This is a genomic window from Bacteroidales bacterium, from assembly GCA_012519055.1.
In the GTDB taxonomy this organism is placed as follows: domain Bacteria; phylum Bacteroidota; class Bacteroidia; order Bacteroidales; family Salinivirgaceae; genus JAAYQU01.
The window spans coordinates 54786-75124 of record JAAYQU010000005.1 but is presented as its reverse complement, the minus strand read 5'-3'; the positions used below and the strand labels follow the sequence as shown (position 1 = coordinate 75124).

Annotated in this window: 13 protein-coding genes; 8 read left to right on the top strand and 5 right to left on the bottom strand. The window is 33.1% G+C overall.

The features are described from left to right. Positions 1-38 precede the first annotated feature (38 nt). Positions 39-1208 carry a DUF1343 domain-containing protein gene (locus tag GX311_01120; protein NLK14980.1) on the bottom strand — a complete coding sequence of 390 codons (1170 nt, stop codon included), beginning with the start codon at positions 1206-1208 and terminating at the stop codon, positions 39-41. A 43-nt stretch (positions 1209-1251) separates the two neighbouring features. On the opposite strand from GX311_01120, the gene GX311_01115 reads away from it, so the two are divergent. Then, the gene (locus tag GX311_01115) at positions 1252-2496 is read left to right on the top strand and encodes an ABC transporter permease (protein ID NLK14979.1); all 1245 of its coding nucleotides are present in this window, start codon (positions 1252-1254) and stop codon (positions 2494-2496) included. Here the strand turns inward: GX311_01115 and GX311_01110 are convergent. Then, the gene (locus GX311_01110; protein ID NLK14978.1) at positions 2493-2717 is read right to left on the bottom strand and encodes a hypothetical protein; all 225 of its coding nucleotides are present in this window, start codon (positions 2715-2717) and stop codon (positions 2493-2495) included. The two genes, GX311_01115 and GX311_01110, sit on opposite strands and share 4 nt — an antisense overlap. A gap of 249 nt (positions 2718-2966) precedes the next feature. Here GX311_01110 and GX311_01105 point away from each other — a divergent pair, with 249 nt between their 5' ends. The 3 genes from GX311_01105 (at position 2967) to GX311_01095 (ending at position 8117) form a co-directional block, all read left to right on the top strand. Next, positions 2967-4622: a M20/M25/M40 family metallo-hydrolase gene (locus GX311_01105; protein ID NLK14977.1), complete on the top strand. Its 1656-nt coding sequence runs from the start codon at positions 2967-2969 to the stop codon at positions 4620-4622. Positions 4623-4895: 273 nt separating this feature from the next. Then, positions 4896-5621 carry an LPS export ABC transporter ATP-binding protein gene (gene lptB, locus GX311_01100; protein ID NLK14976.1) on the top strand — a complete coding sequence of 242 codons (726 nt, stop codon included), beginning with the start codon at positions 4896-4898 and terminating at the stop codon, positions 5619-5621. A 21-nt stretch (positions 5622-5642) separates the two neighbouring features. Continuing rightward, entirely contained in the window at positions 5643-8117 is a 2475-nt protein-coding gene (locus GX311_01095; GenBank protein ID NLK14975.1) for a carboxypeptidase-like regulatory domain-containing protein, read from the top strand. Between the two features lie 54 nt (positions 8118-8171). On the opposite strand, the gene GX311_01090 is transcribed toward GX311_01095, so the two are convergent. Continuing rightward, entirely contained in the window at positions 8172-9632 is a 1461-nt protein-coding gene (locus GX311_01090; protein ID NLK14974.1) for a PDZ domain-containing protein, read from the bottom strand. Between the two features lie 175 nt (positions 9633-9807). Here GX311_01090 and GX311_01085 point away from each other — a divergent pair, with 175 nt between their 5' ends. From GX311_01085 to GX311_01070, 4 genes are all read left to right on the top strand, one after another. Further along, the gene (locus GX311_01085; protein ID NLK14973.1) at positions 9808-10593 is read left to right on the top strand and encodes a diaminopimelate epimerase; all 786 of its coding nucleotides are present in this window, start codon (positions 9808-9810) and stop codon (positions 10591-10593) included. A 103-nt stretch (positions 10594-10696) separates the two neighbouring features. Next, on the top strand, positions 10697-11788 hold the full coding sequence (locus GX311_01080; protein NLK14972.1) for a hypothetical protein: 1092 nt from the start codon (positions 10697-10699) through the stop codon (positions 11786-11788). Between the two features lie 8 nt (positions 11789-11796). Continuing rightward, positions 11797-12201, top strand: coding sequence for a DUF1987 domain-containing protein (locus GX311_01075; GenBank protein ID NLK14971.1), 405 nt, complete (start codon positions 11797-11799; stop codon positions 12199-12201). Positions 12202-12206: 5 nt separating this feature from the next. Continuing rightward, a complete protein-coding gene (locus GX311_01070) occupies positions 12207-12587 on the top strand; it encodes a DUF1987 domain-containing protein (GenBank protein NLK14970.1) in 381 nt (126 codons plus the stop codon). Between the two features lie 161 nt (positions 12588-12748). Here the strand turns inward: GX311_01070 and GX311_01065 are convergent, their stop codons facing one another. Together GX311_01065 and GX311_01060 are read right to left on the bottom strand one after the other, a co-directional pair. Continuing rightward, on the bottom strand, positions 12749-16480 hold the full coding sequence (locus GX311_01065; GenBank protein NLK14969.1) for a SpoIIE family protein phosphatase: 3732 nt from the start codon (positions 16478-16480) through the stop codon (positions 12749-12751). A 148-nt stretch (positions 16481-16628) separates the two neighbouring features. Beyond that, positions 16629-20324: a SpoIIE family protein phosphatase gene (locus tag GX311_01060; protein NLK14968.1), complete on the bottom strand. Its 3696-nt coding sequence runs from the start codon at positions 20322-20324 to the stop codon at positions 16629-16631. Between the last annotated feature and the right edge of the window lie 15 nt (positions 20325-20339).

The following is a 20339-nucleotide window of genomic DNA, read 5'->3' as shown; positions in this document are numbered from 1 at the left end:
TGACGAACCTTTTCTTTTAGTTTGGAAACTCATTCTGACTATTGGTAAATTAGGTATTTTTCCCTCTTTTGTTTAAATGTCTCAATGTCAGTTTCCCAACCCTCTCTAATAAGCTCGATATCAATCCCTTCATTAATTTGTTTTTGTAATGACCTATTGCCAGCTAAAAATTTAAAATAGTTGTTGAAAAAGTTTGGCAAATTAAGATTTTTAAAGGCATCTACAAGGAAACTTAACTCTATTTTGTTGTTTTCTCCTTTAGCAATCGGGGTATTTCGTAAATCTTTGCCATAGCATTTAGTACCATTAAATTTGGGAGAGTAAGCTCCTTCCATTGGTTCAGGGGTAAAGGTAAATGTAATATTCTCTTTTAAAAGAGGATGTCCGTATATTTGAAAAGGAAACGGTGTTCCACGTCCTGCGCTAACCACTGTGCCTTCAAAAAAACCTAGCGATGGATAAAGATAGACCGAAGCCATATTTGGCAAATTTGGAGATGGAGGTACAGGCAACTCATATTTGCAATCGTGTGTATAATTTAAGCACTCAATAACTGTTAAGTCACACTGATTTCTATCTTTAAGCCATCCCTCGCCATTAATCATTTTGCCCAATTCGCCGATAGTCATTCCATAAACTATCGGTATAGGGTGTATTCCGACGAATGAGCGAAGTGATGTGTCTAAAACAGGACCATCAATGTAAAATCCGTTTGGGTTGGGTCTGTCTAGTACAATTAAGGGCTTTTGGTTTTCTGCAGCGGATTCCATAACATAGTGTAAAGTACTGATATAAGTATAATATCTTACGCCAACATCTTGAAGATCATACAGCAATATGTCTATGTTCTCCATGTCCTCTTTTGAGGGTTTTTTCTTGCTTCCATACAACGAAACTATTGGTAAGCCTGTTTCAATATCTTTACTGTTTTCAATGTTTTGACCTGCGTCTGCAATGCCTCTAAAACCATGCTCGGGACAAAAAATCTTCTTAACTTTTATATCCAACGATAATAATGTGTCAACAATGTGTACACCAGAAACCAATCCTGTGTGATTTGTTATTATAGCTATGTTTTTATTTGTCAGTAAGTTGATGTATTTGTCAGTTCTTTCTGCACCTGGAATAATTTGGCTAAACGCAACTATTTTAGTAAAAAAGCAGAAAAAACTGAACAAAGTCGTAATTTTGCCAATTGTGACCATTATGTTTTGATTTGATAACTATTTCGATGCTCAAATATACAAAATAATGCAATTTGTACGCTTCATAGTTGGAAGGTTGTTTAAGTCGGGTAGCAAAACCGAGAACTTATCGACTCCTATGTTGAAAATATCAACAATAGGAATAGCACTCGGTATGGCTGTGATGCTAGTATCAATAAGCATTGTTATAGGTTATAAACGCGAAATAAGTGAGAAAATATCAGGATTTTCATCTCACATTAACCTGATAAATTTTGATATGAATTTGTCGCACGACAGCAATCCTATTACAGAAAATCAGCCAACTTTAGAGAAAATAAGAGAAATCCCTGAAATAAAACATATACAAAAATTTGCAACTAAACCAGGAATAGTTAGGTTAGATACAGAGCTACAGGCAATTGTATTAAAAGGAATATCTGCCGATTACGACACAACATTCTTTTCAGCATATATGGTAGATGGTTTTTTGCCAACTATTAGCGATTCATCTATTAGTAATCAGGTTGTTATCTCAAAAACAGTTGCAAATAAACTCAATTTAAAACTGAACGATCGTCTACCGACGTATTTTATGCAAAAGCCTGTGCGTGTGCGAAACTTTGTTATTAGTGGTATTTTTGACACAAGTTTTGAAATGTTCGACGAGTTGTTTGTACTCTGTGATTTGCGTCATATCCAAAGACTTAACGGTTGGAGTGAAGACGAAATATCAGGCTTCGAAGTTTTTTTACACAAATTTGATGATATTGAAGAGACCACATCAAAGCTACGACACCTTACAGCGTTAGCTTTTGACGAAAACAAATCAGCCATGAGAGCAGTTGCTATAACCGAAAGTCAGCGACAAATATTCGATTGGTTGGAGATGCAAAACGTTAATGTATATGTTATTATAATTCTTATGATTTTGGTGTCAGGTGCATGTATGGTAACAGGACTTCTTATAATGATACTTGAGCGAACAGAAGTTGTTGGCATACTAAAAACCCTTGGAACAACCAATACGGCTCTACAAAGAATATTTATAATACGCTCTTCACAAATTATTGGTAAGGGATTATTTTACGGTAACGTCATAGGAATGACGCTCATCGTTATACAAAAAATATGGCATCCAATAAAACTTGATGCCACAAACTATTATCTAACACACGTTCCTGTTGATTTTTCTGTTTTATATTGGGTAATTATCAACGTAGTAGCATTTATAACCCTTCTTGCGATGATGACACTGCCAGTTAGATACATTGCTAAACTGCCAGTGTCAGACATAATGCGTTTTGACTAAGATTTTGATTTATCTTTTTTTTCGTGATAGTTAGAGTGTTTTGTTAAATCTTTCTTTATTTTATTAATTTCTGATTCTAAATATTTGATATTGTGATTTAGCTCTTCTTTTGTATAAACAAGCTCTTTTTTCCCCTTATTGATAAGGTGTATTATCCAAATTCCTAAGAGTATAACCGCTATCGCAAGACCAACAATTGCATAAATATAAATCTTTTCCATATTTCAATAAGTTAAGTGTTTTTGAAAAATATTGACTAATTATTGCCATAAAGATACATAATATTTGTTAAATATTTTATAAGGAGTCAGATTTATTTAAACCTAGAGCTGTCATATATTTAAGCTTTAGATCACTTTCTACATTCACAAATTTTAATATCTTTGTCGTTTACTAACAAAATGTGCGCAGATTGGACGATAGACGTACTAATGTATCTAATAAATAATAATATATAAAACAGACAGATTATGAACAAACAAATTTCGGCAAGAATAGAAGAAATAGCCGTTGCATTGACAAATCAGCTTAGCGTTGTTGAAACACCGGGAGAATTGGATTCTGTTCAAAAAGTATTCGAAATCTTTTCGGAGATGGATTATTACAAAAAACACCCTGATTATTTGAAATTTGTGGATGTACCCAACGACAAATTAGGGCGCAAGTCACTTATAGCAATAATGAAAGGTGAGAAAAAGAAAAGCGATAAAACAATAATTATGATTGGACATACCGATACGGTTGGTATTTCTGATTATGGAACATTGAAACATCTTGCTAATAAACCATACGAACTTACCGAAAAATTTAAAGAGATAGCTTCGACATTGCCACCTGAAGTGAGAAAAGACCTAGAGTCGGGTGAATATCTATTCGGGCGCGGACTATTTGACATGAAAACAGGCGATGCTATTATTATGGCTGTCATGGAAGAAATTTCGAAAGATATTGGAAACTTCGAAGGGAATTTGATTTTTGCAGCTGTTTGCGACGAAGAAGGAAACTCGGGAGGCATGTTATCTGTTATTCCTGAATTTATTAAACTTCAAGAAAAAGAGAATTTCGACTATTTAGCACTATTAGACACCGATTATATGACATCTGAGTATGAAGGAGACGAAAATAAATATGTATACATCGGTACTGTTGGCAAGCTTATGCCATCATTCTATGTTGTAGGAAAAGAGACACACGTTGGAGAATCTTTTAAAGGAGTTGATGCCAATCAAATAGCTGCAGAAATTACCACAAGAATTAACCTAAATGCAGATTTTTGTGATATTGCTGAGGGAGAGGTTTCTTTGCCCCCTATCACTTTGAGACAGCGTGACTTAAAGCCCGAATACTCGGTTCAGACCGCCAAAACAGCAACACTCTTTTTCAATTATGCAACACACATAAGCACGCCCGATGAAGTTTTAAATAAAATGATTAAAGCGGGGAAAGAGGCTTTCCAAAATACAATTGATAGTTTAAACACACAGTATAAAAGATTTTGCAAATTGGCAAGACGTAAATTCAAAAAATTACCATGGGAAAGCAGAGTTATTTCATACGAAGAGTTGTATCAAAAAGTTAAAGCAGAAATGGGAGATGAACTCGACAAACAGTTAGAAAAGCTCTCAAATACAATGTTAAAAGATGAATCCATAGACCAAAGAGATTTTGCATTAAAGATTGTAGAAGAGACTCACAAACTATGGTCAGACAGAGAGCCAATCGTAATAGTTTACTTTACCCCACCATATTATCCACACATTTATGTGGAAGGGAAAAGACCAAAAGAAAAAGCTCTGCTTGAAGCTGTTGCCGATGCTGTTAATTCAACAAAGACAGATTACAAATTGGTTTACAAAAAGTTTTTCCCGTACATATCTGATTTAAGTTATGGTGCTGCACCCAAAGACCCAAAAATTATTGCTGCATTGAAGAATAACATGCCGGGATATGGAACTAAGTATTCACTTCCGTTAGAAGAGATGCAGAAACTTGATTTACCTGTACTTGATATAGGTGCTTTTGGTAAAGATGCACACAAATTTACTGAAAGAATTGAGAAGAGATACTCATTTGAAGTGGCTCCGGTATTGGTTTACAAAACAATTATGAACTTATTGTCAAAATAGAATTTGTTTACCAAAATTAAGTAAACAATAATTATGTGTTTTTAATAAAGTTTTGGTATGAAATTTGGTATCTATAAATAGATTTTTCATACTTTTAAAATTTTGATTTTGGGAGGCTGTCTAAAATTTTTTGGGCAGCCTTTTTTTGTTGTTTAGCATTTGATTTTCAGCAATATGTCTTCTGTTTTTCAAAATATGGGGATTAACAGTTAATTAATGATTGAATCTACCTTTTATTTTTAACTATATTTGTGGTAAAAACATAAAAGGCATATGCGGCTACATGCAACAAATTTGGTTAAACGATATGGTAAAAGAACTGTGGTCAGAGGCGTAAACCTCGAAGTTAACCAAGGAGAAATAGTTGGTTTGTTGGGACCGAACGGTGCTGGGAAAACAACTTCCTTTTACATGATTGTCGGTTTAATAAGACCAAATTCAGGACAAATCTTTATTGATGGAAAAGAGATAACCACGGAACCTGTTTATCTTCGAGCTCAGCAGGGAATTGGCTACTTAGCACAAGAGGCTTCAGTTTTTCGCAAGTTAAGTGTTGAAGACAATATTTTGTCAGTTATGGAGATGGCTCGGTACAGCAAAGAGTATCGTACCGAAAAACTTGAAGAGTTATTAGATGAGTTTGGACTCCAGAGGATTAGAAAAAGTCTTGGAATACAATTATCTGGAGGCGAACGCCGTAGAACAGAGATAGCGCGTGCCTTGGCTATTAATCCAAAATTTATATTGCTTGATGAACCTTTTGCTGGCGTTGATCCTATCGCAGTTCAAGATATTCAGGAAATTGTATTTAAGTTAAAAGATAGAAATATCGGTGTTTTAATCACCGACCATAATGTTCATGAAACATTAAGCATAACAGATAGAGCGTATTTACTTTTTAATGGTTCTATTCTTAAGTCCGGTACTGCAGAAGAATTAAGTGTTGATCCGCAAGTAAGAAAAGTATATCTTGGAGAAAATTTCGTTTTAAGAAGATAGAAAGTATAATTAATAATGGTTATGCGACTTTCTCTTTATGTTATCTTTTTTATTTTTCCATGTTTAACTTATGCTCAGCTAACGAAAGTAAGGGGAAAAGTTATTGATGCCTCAACTAAAGAGCCCCTCCCGTTTGTTAATATAGCTTTTCAAGGTACAACAATAGGAGTTATTAGTGACTTTGAGGGTAATTATCATATTGAAACTCGGACAGCTTCCGACAGCCTTATATTTTCATACGTCGGATATGAAAGGGAGGTACGTTTAGTAAAAAAAGCACAATTTCAAGAAATAGATGTGGAACTTTCTGCCACAGCTATTTCTTTACAAGAAGTTGTTGTCAAACCTAGTAAAAATCCGGCTTTAATTTTACTCGATTCTTTACATGCGCACAGGAACAAAAACAATACAGATAGACTTGAGTTTTGGGAATCAGAGGTTTATAACAAAATGGAGTTTGATATTAGCAACGTCGACGAAAATTTTAAGAAAAACCGCCTTTTTAAACAGTTCCAGTTTATTTTTGATTATGTGGATACCTCTTTTGTAAGTGGTAAGAGTTATCTGCCTATATTTATAACTGAAACAGTATCAGACCTATATTATCAGAAAAATCCCAAAAAAGAGAAAGAAGTTATACGAGCCACCAATGTGAGCGGCGTAAAAAACGATCAACTGTCGCAATTTACAGGACAGATGTATTTAAAGGTAAATCCATACGATAATTTTTTACAGCTTTTTGGCAAGGGATTTGTCAGTCCGCTTGCCAGCTTTGGATCAATTTATTACAAATATTATTTGATTGATAGCGCGTATATTAATAATAGATGGTGTTATCAAATATCGTACTTACCCAGACGATCGCAAGAACCTACCTTTACAGGCAACTTCTGGATTCATGATACCACATTTGCATTGTCAAAAATAAATGCAAGATTGGCTCAAGATGCAAATCTAAATTTTGTTAATGATTTGATTTATGACTTAGAGTATCAATATGTTGGTGATAGCCTTTGGTTTACAAAAACCGAAGACATTTTTATCGATTTTAATATATCTGATAACACGTCAGGAATATTTGGAAACAAAACTACATCGTATAAAAATGTTGTAATTGGGAAAAAACGTGATGATAATTTCTTTAACCCACAATTAGCTCAAGAATTTATTACTCTTGATAGTGTTAATAATTTCTCAGATGAAGAATGGGGCAAGTTAAGACACATGGAGTTAACTAAAAAAGAGCTCCAAATTTACGACATGGTTGATAGCATTAAGCAAGTTCCGATATTTCAAACTTGGGTAGATGTCATAAACACCTTGGTTAATGGTCATTATATTTATAAATTTTTTGAAATAGGTCCCTATTACAAACTATATAGTTTTAATGCAATAGAAGGGAATAGATTTCGCTTTGGAGGGAGGACAAGCAATGATTTTAGCACCAAGCTAATGTTGACCGGACATGTTGCTTACGGAGAAGGAGATAAACGTTGGAAATTTGCAACTGGCGGATTATATATGTTCAATAAAAATCCACGTAAGTCAGCAGGGTGGAATGTAAAACACGATATTGAACAGTTAGGAATCAGCCAAAATGCGTTTACACAAGACAATATTTTAGCTTCGTTTCTAAGACGAACCTATAATCGTAAGCTCACAATGGTTGACGAGGCTGAAATATTTTTTGAATACGAATGGTTTCAAGGCTTGTCGAACACTTTAAAAGTAAATACTCGGCAGATTTGGAGTACCGAATACGTGCCTTTTGTTGTTTTTGCTAATGGAGAACAGACAAGTCTAGAAAAGCTTCCAAGCACTGAAATAACGCTAAATACTAGGTATGCATATAATGAAAAGTTTTTGTTAGGCGAATTTTTGCGAATTAGTCTCGGAACAAATTATCCGATACTTAACTTTGATCTCACGGCAGGATTAAAAGGTGTTTTTAACAGTGAATATGAATATTATCGTATTCACGCAAGCGTAGAGCACGGGTTTAGTATTAACCCCATAGGCCGTTTAAAATATATTTTGGATATGGGAATGTATTTTGGTAACGCGCCATATCCATTGCTTCAGCTTCATGAAGGTAACGAAACCTACGCCTACGACAATTATGCGTTCAACATGATGAATTATTATGAATTTGTTTCCGACAAGTACGTTAGTTTGCTAGCCGAACACCATTTTGACGGTTTCTTTTTTAACAGAATTCCACTATTCCGCAAACTGAAATGGCGTGAAGTTGTAGCTGCTAAAGGACTAATAGGACGAGTAAGCGATAATAATGTGAGTTTAATGAAATTCCCGGAAGGATTGCGTGAATTAACCGTGCCATACGTAGAAGCAAGCATGGGAATAGAGAATATATTAAAGCTTTTTAGAATTGATGCAATGTGGAGACTTACATATCTCGATTACCAAGAGAATGTGACTAATCAAACTGAAATCCCAAAATTTGGAATACGTGTACAGTTGAAGTTTGAATTCTAAAAGGTAAAAGGAGAAAGGAGCAAGTGCCTTTCAACTTTTACCTTGTTCCTATATTTACAGTCCAAAAGCGTAATAAGCCCTCATTCCGTTAGGATAAATTCCTTCAACATACACGCCTCCTTTTGTTGCCTTATTTAGAGCATCATTCAAATCTTCAATTTTCAATATACTTTGACCATTTACGATTGTTATTATAAACCCATTTCTTATCCCTGCGTTTAACAATTTGCCTTTTTCTAAATCAATAACTTGCAATCCTCCTTTAATACCTAAGCTTTTGGCATCATCTTTACTGATAGGTTTAAATATAGCTCCTAATACATTCATAACATCGGTTCTTTTAATAATATCGGTAGAACCAAAGCGATTCTGAAGAATAGCTTTTTTATCTACTGTTTTTCCGTTGCGATTTATCGTTAGAGATATTTCATCTCCGGGTCTAAAACGTATCAGATGATCTTGAAACTCAGAGAGGGTTTTAATTTGAATAGCACCAATATGAGTGATAACATCGCCAGGTTCAATGCCTGCTTTGCTTGCAGGGCTTCCAGCCTCAGTTTGTTGGACTAATACCCCATCTAAAACTTTTAGATTAAATTTTTCAGCTAGTTGACTGTTAATGTCGCTTACAACAATTCCTAATATAGCTCGTTGAACTTCGCCAAACTCTACTAAATCGCTAACAACTTTTTGAACGATACTAATCGGAATCGCAAATGAGTATCCTGTAAACGTGCCTGTATGAGAGGCAATTGCCGTGTTTATTCCTATTAGCTCGCCCTTACTGTTAACTAAAGCTCCACCACTATTTCCAGGATTTACAGCAGCATCGGTTTGAATGAACGACTCGATACCGTACTTTTTATTTATAATATTGATATTCCGAGCTTTAGCAGAGATTATACCTGCGGTAACTGTTGATGTCAAATTAAATGGGTTGCCGACAGCTAATACCCATTCGCCAACTTTTGCAGAATCTGAATTTCCGAAAGGTAAACAAGAGAAATTATTGCCTTCAATTTTTAACAAAGCGATATCGGTACTCGGGTCAGTTCCAATAAGTTGTGCTTCAAAAGTTCGCTTGTCGTTTAGGGTCACCTCAACTCTATTAGAATTTTCAATAACATGGTTGTTGGTTACAATAAATCCATCTTCCGTTATTATTACTCCTGAACCTGATGAAAGAACAGGTTTCTCTTCATAGCCAAAGCCCGGCGAGCCAAAGAAAAAGTCTAAAAATGGATTTGAGTAGCTTTGGCTTTGTCGCGAACTTAATGTTTTAACGTGTACAACTGCATCAACAGATTTTTGTGCAGCTGCAGTTAAATTAACGTAACGGCTATTTTGCACGTTATGAACTGACTCGGCAAGTTGTACAGGGGTTGAACTCTTAAATTCAACAGTTGAATGTGAGTTGTTTTCCTTTGGATTTGAGAAAAATAGATATGCTATTAAAACAATAGCACCACCAGAAAATCCAGTAAGTAAACTAAGAAAAAAAGTATTTCGTTTCATATTTGTAATGTTTGATGTTTTAATATCTTTATATCGCAATTAACGTACTTAAATTTAAATGTGTTTCTTTAGTGACTAAATTTTAACCAACTTTTAACCTTAGATGACATGTTGTCATATTAAATTCTTATTTTTATCTTTTTAGTATTAATTCATGCAAATTTTTCAGCCTATGATATTCAAGCAGATAAATTTTTTCAAATATCACGGAGCAGGAAACGATTTTATAATGCTCGATAACCGCTCTCAACAATATTCTGCACTTACCTCAAAGGAGATATCTTTTCTTTGTAACAGGCATTTTGCCATTGGTGCCGATGGTTTAATAATGATAGAAAACAGCGATCACGGTGACTTTTATATGCGTTATTTCAATAGCGATGGAGCGGAAGGAACAATGTGTGGAAATGGAGGGCGATGTGCAGTACTGTTCGCACATAATCTTAAATTGTTCGATAAGAGTACAACTTTTTTTGCAGTTGATGGAGAACATAAGGCAGATTTGTTATCTGATGGACAAATCAGATTAAAAATGTCTGATTCCTCACTACCCGAAGCTGTAAATGAAAAAATGTACAAAATCAACACAGGCTCTCCGCATTTGGTTGTTTTTGTAGAAAATGTCGAGAATTACAATGTAAAAAAGATTGGACGTAAGTTGCGATACGACACTCAAATATATCCCGAGGGTACAAATGTTAATTTTTGTCAAATTGTGGATAATAAAATTAAAATACGGACATATGAACGAGGCGTTGAAGATGAAACATTAGCCTGTGGGACAGGTAGTGTTGCCTCCTCAATAGTATCATATTTTTTGGGACTGATAAAACAAAATAAAAATATCCTTTTGGAAACAAAAGGAGGACAATTAGCTGTTAGCTTTGATATGTCAGATAAGGTTTATGATATTTTTTTAACTGGACCTGCAAAAAAAGTTTTTGAAGGGAAAATAGTATGATTTATCTTTCATTTAACGTAAAATAATTTTAACTTTGTTAGCTAAAATTTGTTTTTTTTTTGTAAACTGGCGCTTTCTGATTTGATAAATGTTTGGTTTAGATTTGGATAAGAGAGAATTGGCTTTTGAGTTGTACGACGGCTTCAAAGGTTCTGAATTAAGTTATATATATCACGGGCATTTTAGTCAAAAAATTACAGATTTGATTATTATGCTTGCGGAAGCATCTATGAATCAAGCAGGGGAGTCTTCCAAAATTAAGAAACGAGTTTTCTCGATAATGGTTGAAAGTCTTCAAAATATTACCAGACATCAAGATGTTGTCGATGAACATCAAGGTTTTTTTGCCATCGAACAGAAGGATGGGAATTATTTTGTAACAACGGTAAACCATATATATAATTCAAATATAGAGCATGTTGATGGACTTTTGAAAAAGCTGCAAGGTCTAGAGTGTGAGGACTTAAAGTCGTATTACAAAGAAGTTTTAACAAAAAATCAAATTTCTGAAAAAGGTGGAGCAGGGTTAGGGTTAATAGAAATTGCAAAAAAATCTAATAATAAAATATCTCATCATTTTCATAAGATAGATGATGTTTGTTCATATTTTTATTTTCATACATGTATAACCCCAAGAGAAGAAGGAGATAGTGATGATACAGAACTCGTAAGAATTGATAATATTTATTTATTACATCAGCTTCTGCAACAAAAAGAGGTACAGCTTATTTACAATGGTATTTTTAATCAGGAGAACCTCATTAATTTGTTGAATATCATAGAAACCCAAATGGAGGGCATGGGGCATATAAGAAGAATTGTCTTTAATATGATGGTTGAAATGTTGCAAAACATTGTTAAACATGCACTTAGAGATGAGGAAAGAAAGGGAAATCCGGGAATATTTTTTATTAACAAGAAAAATAATATGCATATTCTTAATACAGGTAACTATATTTTGAAAGAAAATATTGATAAGGTTAAGGATAAAATTGACTATGTTAACAGTTTGAATCGTGAAGAACTTGAAGATTATTATAACAAGTGTTTGTTTGATTTTCAAATAGATACACCAAAGGAATCGGGGTTGGGATTTATTGAGCTTAGAATGAAAAGTAATGATAAACTCAGATATAAATTCCAAGATATTGATGATGAAAAATCGTTTTTTATTCTTCAGGTTTATATTGAATAATATGCAGTATGACACCATTAATTTATGAAGGAACAGAGGATACTCCTAAAGTTGTTTTGGACGTAGATGCCGATGAGTTTTTAATATCTCAACGCTCTTTGCCCGAGGATGCATTTCTGTTTTACAAACCTATTTTTAGATGGTTGGAAGAATATGCTAAGAATCCAAAGAAGAAAACGGTTTTTCGGTTTGAATTGGAATACTTTAATACCTCTTCTGCTAAACAACTATCCAAAATTTTTGTCTTTTTGAAAAGTATAAAAGAGGAGGTAGAGGTTATATGGTGTTATTATGATGACGATACAGATATGTTAAATAGTGGTAAAAGATTTGAAAAACTTACCAATATTGACTTTAAAATGGAAGTTCTACCTGTGGTAGAAGATGATGATTTTAGAATAATAACAGAGTAAGTATTATGATCTATCCATTGTTTATAGAAGAAACAGAAGATTCTCCACGAGTATTGTTTGATCCTGCGAAAGGAATATTTTCCATATCTAAAAAAAGTTTACCGGAGGATGCTGTTAGGTTTTATGATACCGTTTTGGAATGGTTCAAAATGTATATTGATGAACCTAATGAAGAGACTCTTTTTAGATTTAATTTTGAGTACTATTCAACCAGCACGGCGAAACAAATATCTAAACTGATGTTTTTATTAGAAAAGTTGAGTAAACGTAGCAAGGTTAAGATAATATGGAACTTTAAAGAAGGTGACATGGATATGGAGGCAGCTGGAAATCGATATAAACAATTAATAGATGCAGATATTGAAGTTGTGCAGGATTCAGAATAATAACTTTGATATAAGTAAAAGTTAATATATTAAAGCCAACTATTTTGCAGATATAGTTGGCTTTAATATTTTGGTTGATTTGGCTTCAACAGATTTTATCTCTTTGTTAGTGTAAACAGAGCTTAATTTTTGGTGGTTATTGAAGCAGATGAAAAAAATGTTTAGAATTTAATGCCCCAAATTAGAACATCGTCAGTTTGATTTTTGTCGTTTTTCCACGTTAAAAATTCGTTTTTAAGTTTTGAAAATTGGATATTAAATGACTCGCCAAAGATAGACGCCAGATATTTTAAGAATTCTGAGCCTCCATATTTAGAGTAGTCGGTTCCGCCCAATTGGTCTTGGAATCCATCGGTGTACATATATAAAATATCACCTTTTTCTATAGAGTATTTTTTGTTAGTGAATTCTATTGATATCCTATTTGTAAAACTACCTCCGACTGCAAAAATATCACCATCAACAATAATGATCTCATCTTTCTTTATTAGCAACGCTCGGTGATTAGCTAATGCAATTTGTATTTCCCTCAACTTAGGATTGTAAATGCACACCGTTATATCCATTCCGTCACTTTGCATATCGTCAATGTTATCTTTTTGGCGTAGAGTTGTTCTTATGCCATCGTTTAAATAGGAAAGAATTTCAGCAGGATTATCCATTTTTTTACTTACTGTATCTTTTAGCAGTGTATTCCCTATCATCGACATAAAGGCACCCGGGACACCGTGTCCGGTACAATCGGCAACAATTAAAATATAAGAATCATCAATTTTGTTAAACCAGTAAAAGTCTCCACTAACAATGTCTTTCGGCATAAAAAATATAAATGTATCCTCAAAAACAGTTCTAATATCTGCTAGGTTTGGAAGCATTGATTTTTGAATTCTTTGTGCATATGTCATGGAGTTGCGCATTAATTGATTTGCTTTTTCCAATTCGAGGTTAGCGTCTTTAAGGAGTTCGCTTTGTGAATACAACTCATCCTTTTTCTGTGATATCTCCTCTTCAGCAAGTTTAATAGCCGTTATGTCGGTGCATAACACCACAGCTTTATCTGTTTGTATTCCAGACTGATAAATAGGAGATACGGTAAATTGCAACCATTTTTTTCGGTTTTTAAAAGTTGTTATTTTTTCTTCAAAAACGATATGTTCAGATGTATTAAACGTCTCTTGCAGAATGCTTGTTAGATTATGTAGCCTAAGCAAAATGCTTTTACTTTGCCGGTCGCTAATTTGTGTAAAATTTTCAATATCAAGCATTTTTAACATACCTTCATTAATGTATCGTATTGTTTCGGGGATTTTTATTATTAAAACTCCATTATCTGTTTGTTGAGCAACAACCGATAGTTGTGTTAGTTGTTTATTTACAACTTCTAGGTTTTTAGATTGCTCTTTTATTCGCTCATTTTGTTCTTTAATTTGTTCGTTTTGTGTTTTTATTTGTTTGTTCTGCTCTTTAATTTGTTCGTTTTGTTTACTTATATCTTGTGCTTTTAATCTAAGCTCTGCAGTTCTGTTTGATATAGACTTTTCAAGAAGTTCATTTTGTTTCTTTAGTCTATGGGTGTAAATCTTTATCGTTAACATCACAAATATAATTGCAACAATAACGTATATTGCTATCATCCAGGCTGTTTGATACCAAGGTTTTGATATAGAAAAATGCAATTCAGCAATGTCTGATACGTTGTTGAACACATTAATGCCTCGTACTTTAAAGCAGTAATTACCGGGAGGAATGTTTGTGTACTCTTTCTCGCCATCAGAGCCTATGCAGATCCATTCTTTGTCGAAATTCTCTAATATGCACTCATGTTTAATAGAGTCTTGATAAAAATAACAAGGGGAAGCAAAATATACTTTTAAACTATTATTTTCATATTTAATAGGCTGTTCAATTTTAATATTGTATGATTCATTATCAAACGGATAGTATCCTTTAAACAAAGTCTCATCGCCAAATTCTATTTCTCGAAATAATGTATTAAACTTAATTGTATCTAATCTTGGTTTGCTTTTGTCGTAGAAACAAATACCGTCGTAAAGGAAGGTTACTATATAGTTGTTTATAAGTGTTAATTTTTCTGATGGTAAAACAATTCTAAAAGGATTTTTAATAAGTTCACTTGGTTTGTTGTTGTGATTTTTTATAAACATTAACTCTTCAGTTGTTATTGCCCAATAACCGTCTAGAGCGGTATCACGTACAATATTTAAAAGATTGTTTTTTAGTTCTTCAAATTGTTCAAAATTTTTATCTAAAAACACCGTATCTACACTTTTATCTTTGTTAAAAACAATTTTATAAAGACCGTTTGACGCACATATGTATGCATTCGAATCTATTAGTACTGGCATACTGTACCTGGCGTCGAAACCAAGTTTTTTGTCGATAAGTTGAAAGACGTCATTATTAGTGCTATCTCTATATATATTAAACGTTTTATCGGAAAAAAACTTAGCAATAACGTGATATTCTCCGATTCCAATAACTTTTCTAATAGTACCTGTTAAATTTTCTATTTTGGTTAAACTGTTTTTATTTTTTATATCAAACAGATACGAGTTGTCAATTCCTCCAACAATAAGAATTTGATCTTTTTGAGAATAATATGTTAGTGAATATGAATCTGATGTTACAATCTTCGATTTTATTTTACCTGCAACTATTTCATTTAGACTATTATCCACGGAAGCAAAAACCTTATTATCAATACTATGCATTCCCCATCCACCGTAGCCACTGGCAATAAGTTGTTTTAAAGGTTTTGGGGGGACGCAAAAAAGGTCCTCGGTTTTTATAATGAATAAGCCACTTAAATTTGTAAAATATGAATAATCGTGATTGAATATAACATCATAAGGGTGTTCGGGGTCACCCAACCTGTCATCAATATATCTAATAGGACTTGATGTGTGAACATGTGAAACTCCATTTCCAGCCCCAACCCATACATTACCAAATCTGTCACATTTTAATGAAATAATATGTTTGTCAACTATACCCTGTTTATAGTCAAGAATGTTTTTTGTGTTTCCGAGGGTATCAAGCGAATAGAGTGTTGACATTGTGCATATATGAATAGTATTCATAAAAGAGTCGTACTCCACATCGCTTAATAGTTCACTTCCAAAATTTTTATCAATAGATGTTTCAATTTTTTTTAGAGATGGTTGCTTTTTATTGTTTAACCTGGCACCAAAGTCGTATATCCATATTCCTGATAATTCAGAGCATATTAATATTTGATTATCAGCAAATTCAGTGATTATTACATAAGTATCGTCTTTAAAAAAATCTAATTCTGGTAATGGTATAAATTTGGTTCCTTCAAGCTTAAATATTCCTTCACCATAAGAAAATAGTAAAATGTTGTCGAAAACACTGTATACTCTTACTAGTTTGCAATCTGATTTAATAACTCTAATGCTGTCCATGTCATACAGCAGAACCTCACCCCTTATTGTAAAAGCGATAGCTGAAGAATTAGCAGCGATGTTCCATACATAAGTAAACTCTAGTTCTTTATCAACAATCCTGTCCATTAATGAGGTGTATTCAAGTTTGCCGAGCTGGTTTGGTTCAAAGTATCCAAGTTCAAAAAGTCCTCCGACGTACAATTTGTTGTCAGCTCCCATTGACATACATCTAATGTATGAAAGGCGAGAATCACTTATATTTTCCCAATTTTTGCCGTCGAAAGTGGTAATACCTTCATTGTTGGAAAAATATACTATATTAGATTTATCAATATATGTATCCCAATTTTGAACGCCTCCTCCATATTTAGAGGCCTTATATGATTTTATATATGGTAAACCTTGCCCCAATATTTGCAGTGGAAGCAGGAGAAGTAAGATAAAATATAGTTTTAAGTTATGCATGATAAGGTGTTTTTAGCATGTTTTACGCACTCATTCTGTTTCGATGATTCTTTGTAAAGGGAAAGGATGTTTTGATTGTTTTTCTGAGCAAGATTTGTACTAATTACTAATAATTAGCAACTTGTACTTTACAAACTTTTAACTTTAATTAGAACTTTATTCCCCATATTAAAATATCATCTGTTTGTTTTTTATTTTTTTTCCACGTTACAAACTCATTTTTAAGTTTGGATAATTGGTTTTTAAATGGTTCTTTATAGATTGTTTCTAAGTGTTTCAATAATCTGGTACTGCCATATTTGGAGTAATCTGCTCCACCCAACTGGTCTTGAAAACCATCGGTGTACATATACAGAACATCGCCTTTTTCTATAGAATATTGTTTGTAAGTGTATTTTACAGGTACCATATGTGTAAAGATGTCTCCAACTGCAAAAATATCACCTTCGATAATATTGATTTCATCTTTTCTGATTAGCAATGCTCTGTGATTAGCTAATGCAATTTGTATTTCTTTTAACTCAGGGTTATATATGCAAACAGTTATATCCATGCTGCCGTCGTTTTGGATATTGTCAATTTTCCCTTTTTGACGTAGGATTGTTTTTATGCCATCGTTTAAATGAGTGAGAATTTGTGCAGGGTTTTGAATTTTGTGACTGACAGTATCTTTAAGCAGTGTATTTCCTATCATTGACATAAAGGCTCCGGGAACACCGTGTCCAACACAATCAGCTACAATTATAATATAAGAGTCATCAATTTTATTAAACCAATAAAAGTCACCACTAACAATATCTTTTGGCTTAAAGAATATAAATGTGTCTGTAAAAACAGCTCTTATTTCCTTTATGTTGGGAAGCATTGATTTTTGGATTCTTTGAGCGCAGGTAATTGAGTCTCGCATTAATTGGTTTGCTTTTGCCAATTCAGTATTGGTGTTTCTAAGAAGTACACTTTGTGAATACAATACCTCTTTTTGTTGTGATATCTCCTCTTCTGCAAGTTTAATATCTGATATGTCGGTGCATACCACCACAACCTTTTCTGTTTGTAATTCAAACTCATAAACAGGCGACACTGTAATTTGCATCCATTTTTTTTGATTTTTAAAAGTGGTTACTATTGCTTCAAAGACGTTAGGTTCAGATGTTTCAAGTGTCTCTTGTAGGACCTTTGTTAGATTTTGTAGTCTAAGTAAAATCTCTCTGTTTTGTTGGTTATCGGATTGTTTAAAGTTTTCAATCTCAAGCATTTTCAACATTCCGTTATTTATGTATCGTATTGAATTAGGGTATTTTATTATTAAAACCCCGTTGTCAGTTTGTTGAGCTACGACTGAAAGTTGAGATAGTTGTTTATTTGCGAACTCAATTTCTCTAGATTGTTCTTTTATTTGTTCGTTTTGCTCTTTTATTTTCTCATTCTGTTCACTTATATTTAGTGCTTTTTGTTGAAGTTCTTTGGTTCTGCTTAATACAGTCTGTTCAAGGAGTTCATTCTGTTTTTTTAGCCTATGGGTGTTAAGTTTTATTATTAATATCACAAATAGAATTGCAACAATAATGTATATTGATATCATCCATGCTGTTTGATACCAAGGGGTTGATATAGAAAAATGTAACTCAGCAACTTCCGATACGCTATCAAACACGTTAATGCTTCGCACTTTAAAGCAATAGTTACCAGGAGGAATATTTGTGTACTCTTTTTCAGTATTTGAACCTAAATTGATCCACTCTTTATCGAAGTTCTCTAATATGCATTCGTATTTAATTGAGTCTTGATAAAAATAGTAAGGAGAAATAAAACTTACTTTTAAATTATTTTTATCATATTTAATCGGCTGTTTGATTTTAATATGATTATTTGAGTTGCTGTCAAACGGATAGTACCCATTGAATAGGTATTCTTTATCAAATTTTATTTCTCTAAATATTGTATTAAACATTGTAGTGTCTAGTGTTGGTTTGTTTTTGTCGTAGAAACAAACTCCTTCGGTGTATAAGGTTACTACAAAGTTTTTAAAAAGGAATATTTCATCTGTCCTTGGAACTATTTTAAAAGGATTTTTTATAACTTTATTAGGTTTGTTTTTATGTTTTTTTATAAATATCAAATCTTTTTCTGTTGTTGCCCAGTAACCATCTGAAGCGGTATCAAGCGTAATCCATAAAAGATTGTTTTTCAGTTCTTTAAATTGTTCGAAATCACGATCTAAAAACACAGTATCTACACTTTTGTCTTTATTGAAAAGAACTTTATAAAGACCGTTCGATGTACATAAATAAGCGTTTGAATCTAATATTATTGGCACACCATATTTTGCGTTGAATCCCAGGTTTTTATCGAATATTTGAAATACGTCTTTTCCAGCACTATCTCTATATATATTAAACGTGTTTTCAGAAAAAAACTCTGCTAAAATATGATATTCTCCAACAGCAACGGCTCTTTTAACAGAACCTGCTAAATTTTCCATTTTTGTTGTCCTGTTTTTGTTTTTCATATCTAGCAAGTATGAATTATCAACTCCACCAAGAAAAAGAATTTGATCCTTTTTTGAATAATTTGTAATTGAATAAGCATCGACTTTTGAAAGTTTTGTTTTGACTTTATCAGCAACTATTTCAATTATCTTATAACCTACGGAAGTGATAATTCTATTATCTAAATTATGTATTTCCCATCCGCCAATTTGATCTGAAATCATTTCTGTTAAAGGCTTTGCAGGAGACTTTAACAGGTCTTCTGTTTTTATGATAGATAAACCGCCCATGGTTGAAAGATATGAGTAATCACTATTGAAGAGTATATCATAGGGATGTTCGGGGTTACCCAATCGGTTGTCGATAAATCTTAGTGGGCTTGCCATATGTACATACGAAACACCATTTCCAGTTCCAACCCATACATTACCGAGTCTGTCACATTTTATTGAAATTGCATATTTACCAACAATTCCTTGTTCAAAACCAAGAATACTTTTTGTAATCCCAAGAGTATCAATTGAATATAATGTTGTCATTGTGCAAATATGGATGGTGTTTCTTAAAGAATCATACTCAATATCGCTTAATAATTCGCTGGATATTTCTTCTTCAATATTTGTTTCAATTCTTCTTAAATATGGTTGTTTTTGATTGGTTAATGCAGCGCCATAATTGTATATCCATATACCCGATAACTCAGAACATAACAATATTTGGTTATCAGAAAATTCTGTAATTAGCACATATGTGTCATCTTTAAACATGTCTAATCCAGGTAGTGGTGTAAATTCGGTTCCTGATAGCTTTAATATTCCTTCGCCTCGAGAGAATAATATAGTGTTGTCGAAAATATTAAATACTCTTGATAGTTTGCAATTTGATTTAATTACTTTAATGCTATCCATATCATACAGTAAGACTTGGTCCCGTATTGTAAAAACCGTATTTGAAGAAGTTGCTGCAACGCTCCATACATAAGTAAATTGTAGGGATGTGTCAACAAATCTATCCATTAATGATGTGTATTCGAGTTTTCCAAGTATGTTTGGTTCAAAATATCCAAATTCAAAATAGCCTCCTGCGTACAATCTGTTGCCTGCCCCCATTGACATGCATCTAATGTGTGAAATGTTTGAGTTTCTAAAATGCTCCCACTTTTTACCGTCGAATGTGGTTACACCTTCATTATGAGAAAAATATACTATATTAGACTTGTCAATATATATATCCCAGTTTTGAACACCTCCTCCGTATTTGGTGGCTTTGTATGATTGTATAAGTGGTAATCCCTGTCCCAATGTGCTTAATGGAAGCAGAAGAAGTAAGATAAAATAGAGTTTTAATTTATGCATTTTAGGTGTTTAGCT

What these genes read in the sequence shown, in the direction of transcription:
- lptB (NLK14976.1), top strand. Translation starts at nt 4,896, where the DNA reads ATGCGGCTACATGCAACAAATTTGGTTAAACGATATGGTAAAAGAACT.
- GX311_01070 (NLK14970.1), top strand. Translation starts at nt 12,207, where the DNA reads ATGATCTATCCATTGTTTATAGAAGAAACAGAAGATTCTCCACGAGTA.
- GX311_01095 (NLK14975.1), top strand. Translation starts at nt 5,643, where the DNA reads ATGCGACTTTCTCTTTATGTTATCTTTTTTATTTTTCCATGTTTAACT.
- GX311_01075 (NLK14971.1), top strand. Translation starts at nt 11,797, where the DNA reads ATGACACCATTAATTTATGAAGGAACAGAGGATACTCCTAAAGTTGTT.
- GX311_01115 (NLK14979.1), top strand. Translation starts at nt 1,252, where the DNA reads ATGCAATTTGTACGCTTCATAGTTGGAAGGTTGTTTAAGTCGGGTAGC.
- GX311_01060 (NLK14968.1), bottom strand. Translation starts at nt 20,324, where the DNA reads ATGCATAAATTAAAACTCTATTTTATCTTACTTCTTCTGCTTCCATTA.
- GX311_01105 (NLK14977.1), top strand. Translation starts at nt 2,967, where the DNA reads ATGAACAAACAAATTTCGGCAAGAATAGAAGAAATAGCCGTTGCATTG.
- GX311_01065 (NLK14969.1), bottom strand. Translation starts at nt 16,480, where the DNA reads ATGCATAACTTAAAACTATATTTTATCTTACTTCTCCTGCTTCCACTG.
- GX311_01110 (NLK14978.1), bottom strand. Translation starts at nt 2,717, where the DNA reads ATGGAAAAGATTTATATTTATGCAATTGTTGGTCTTGCGATAGCGGTT.
- GX311_01090 (NLK14974.1), bottom strand. Translation starts at nt 9,632, where the DNA reads ATGAAACGAAATACTTTTTTTCTTAGTTTACTTACTGGATTTTCTGGT.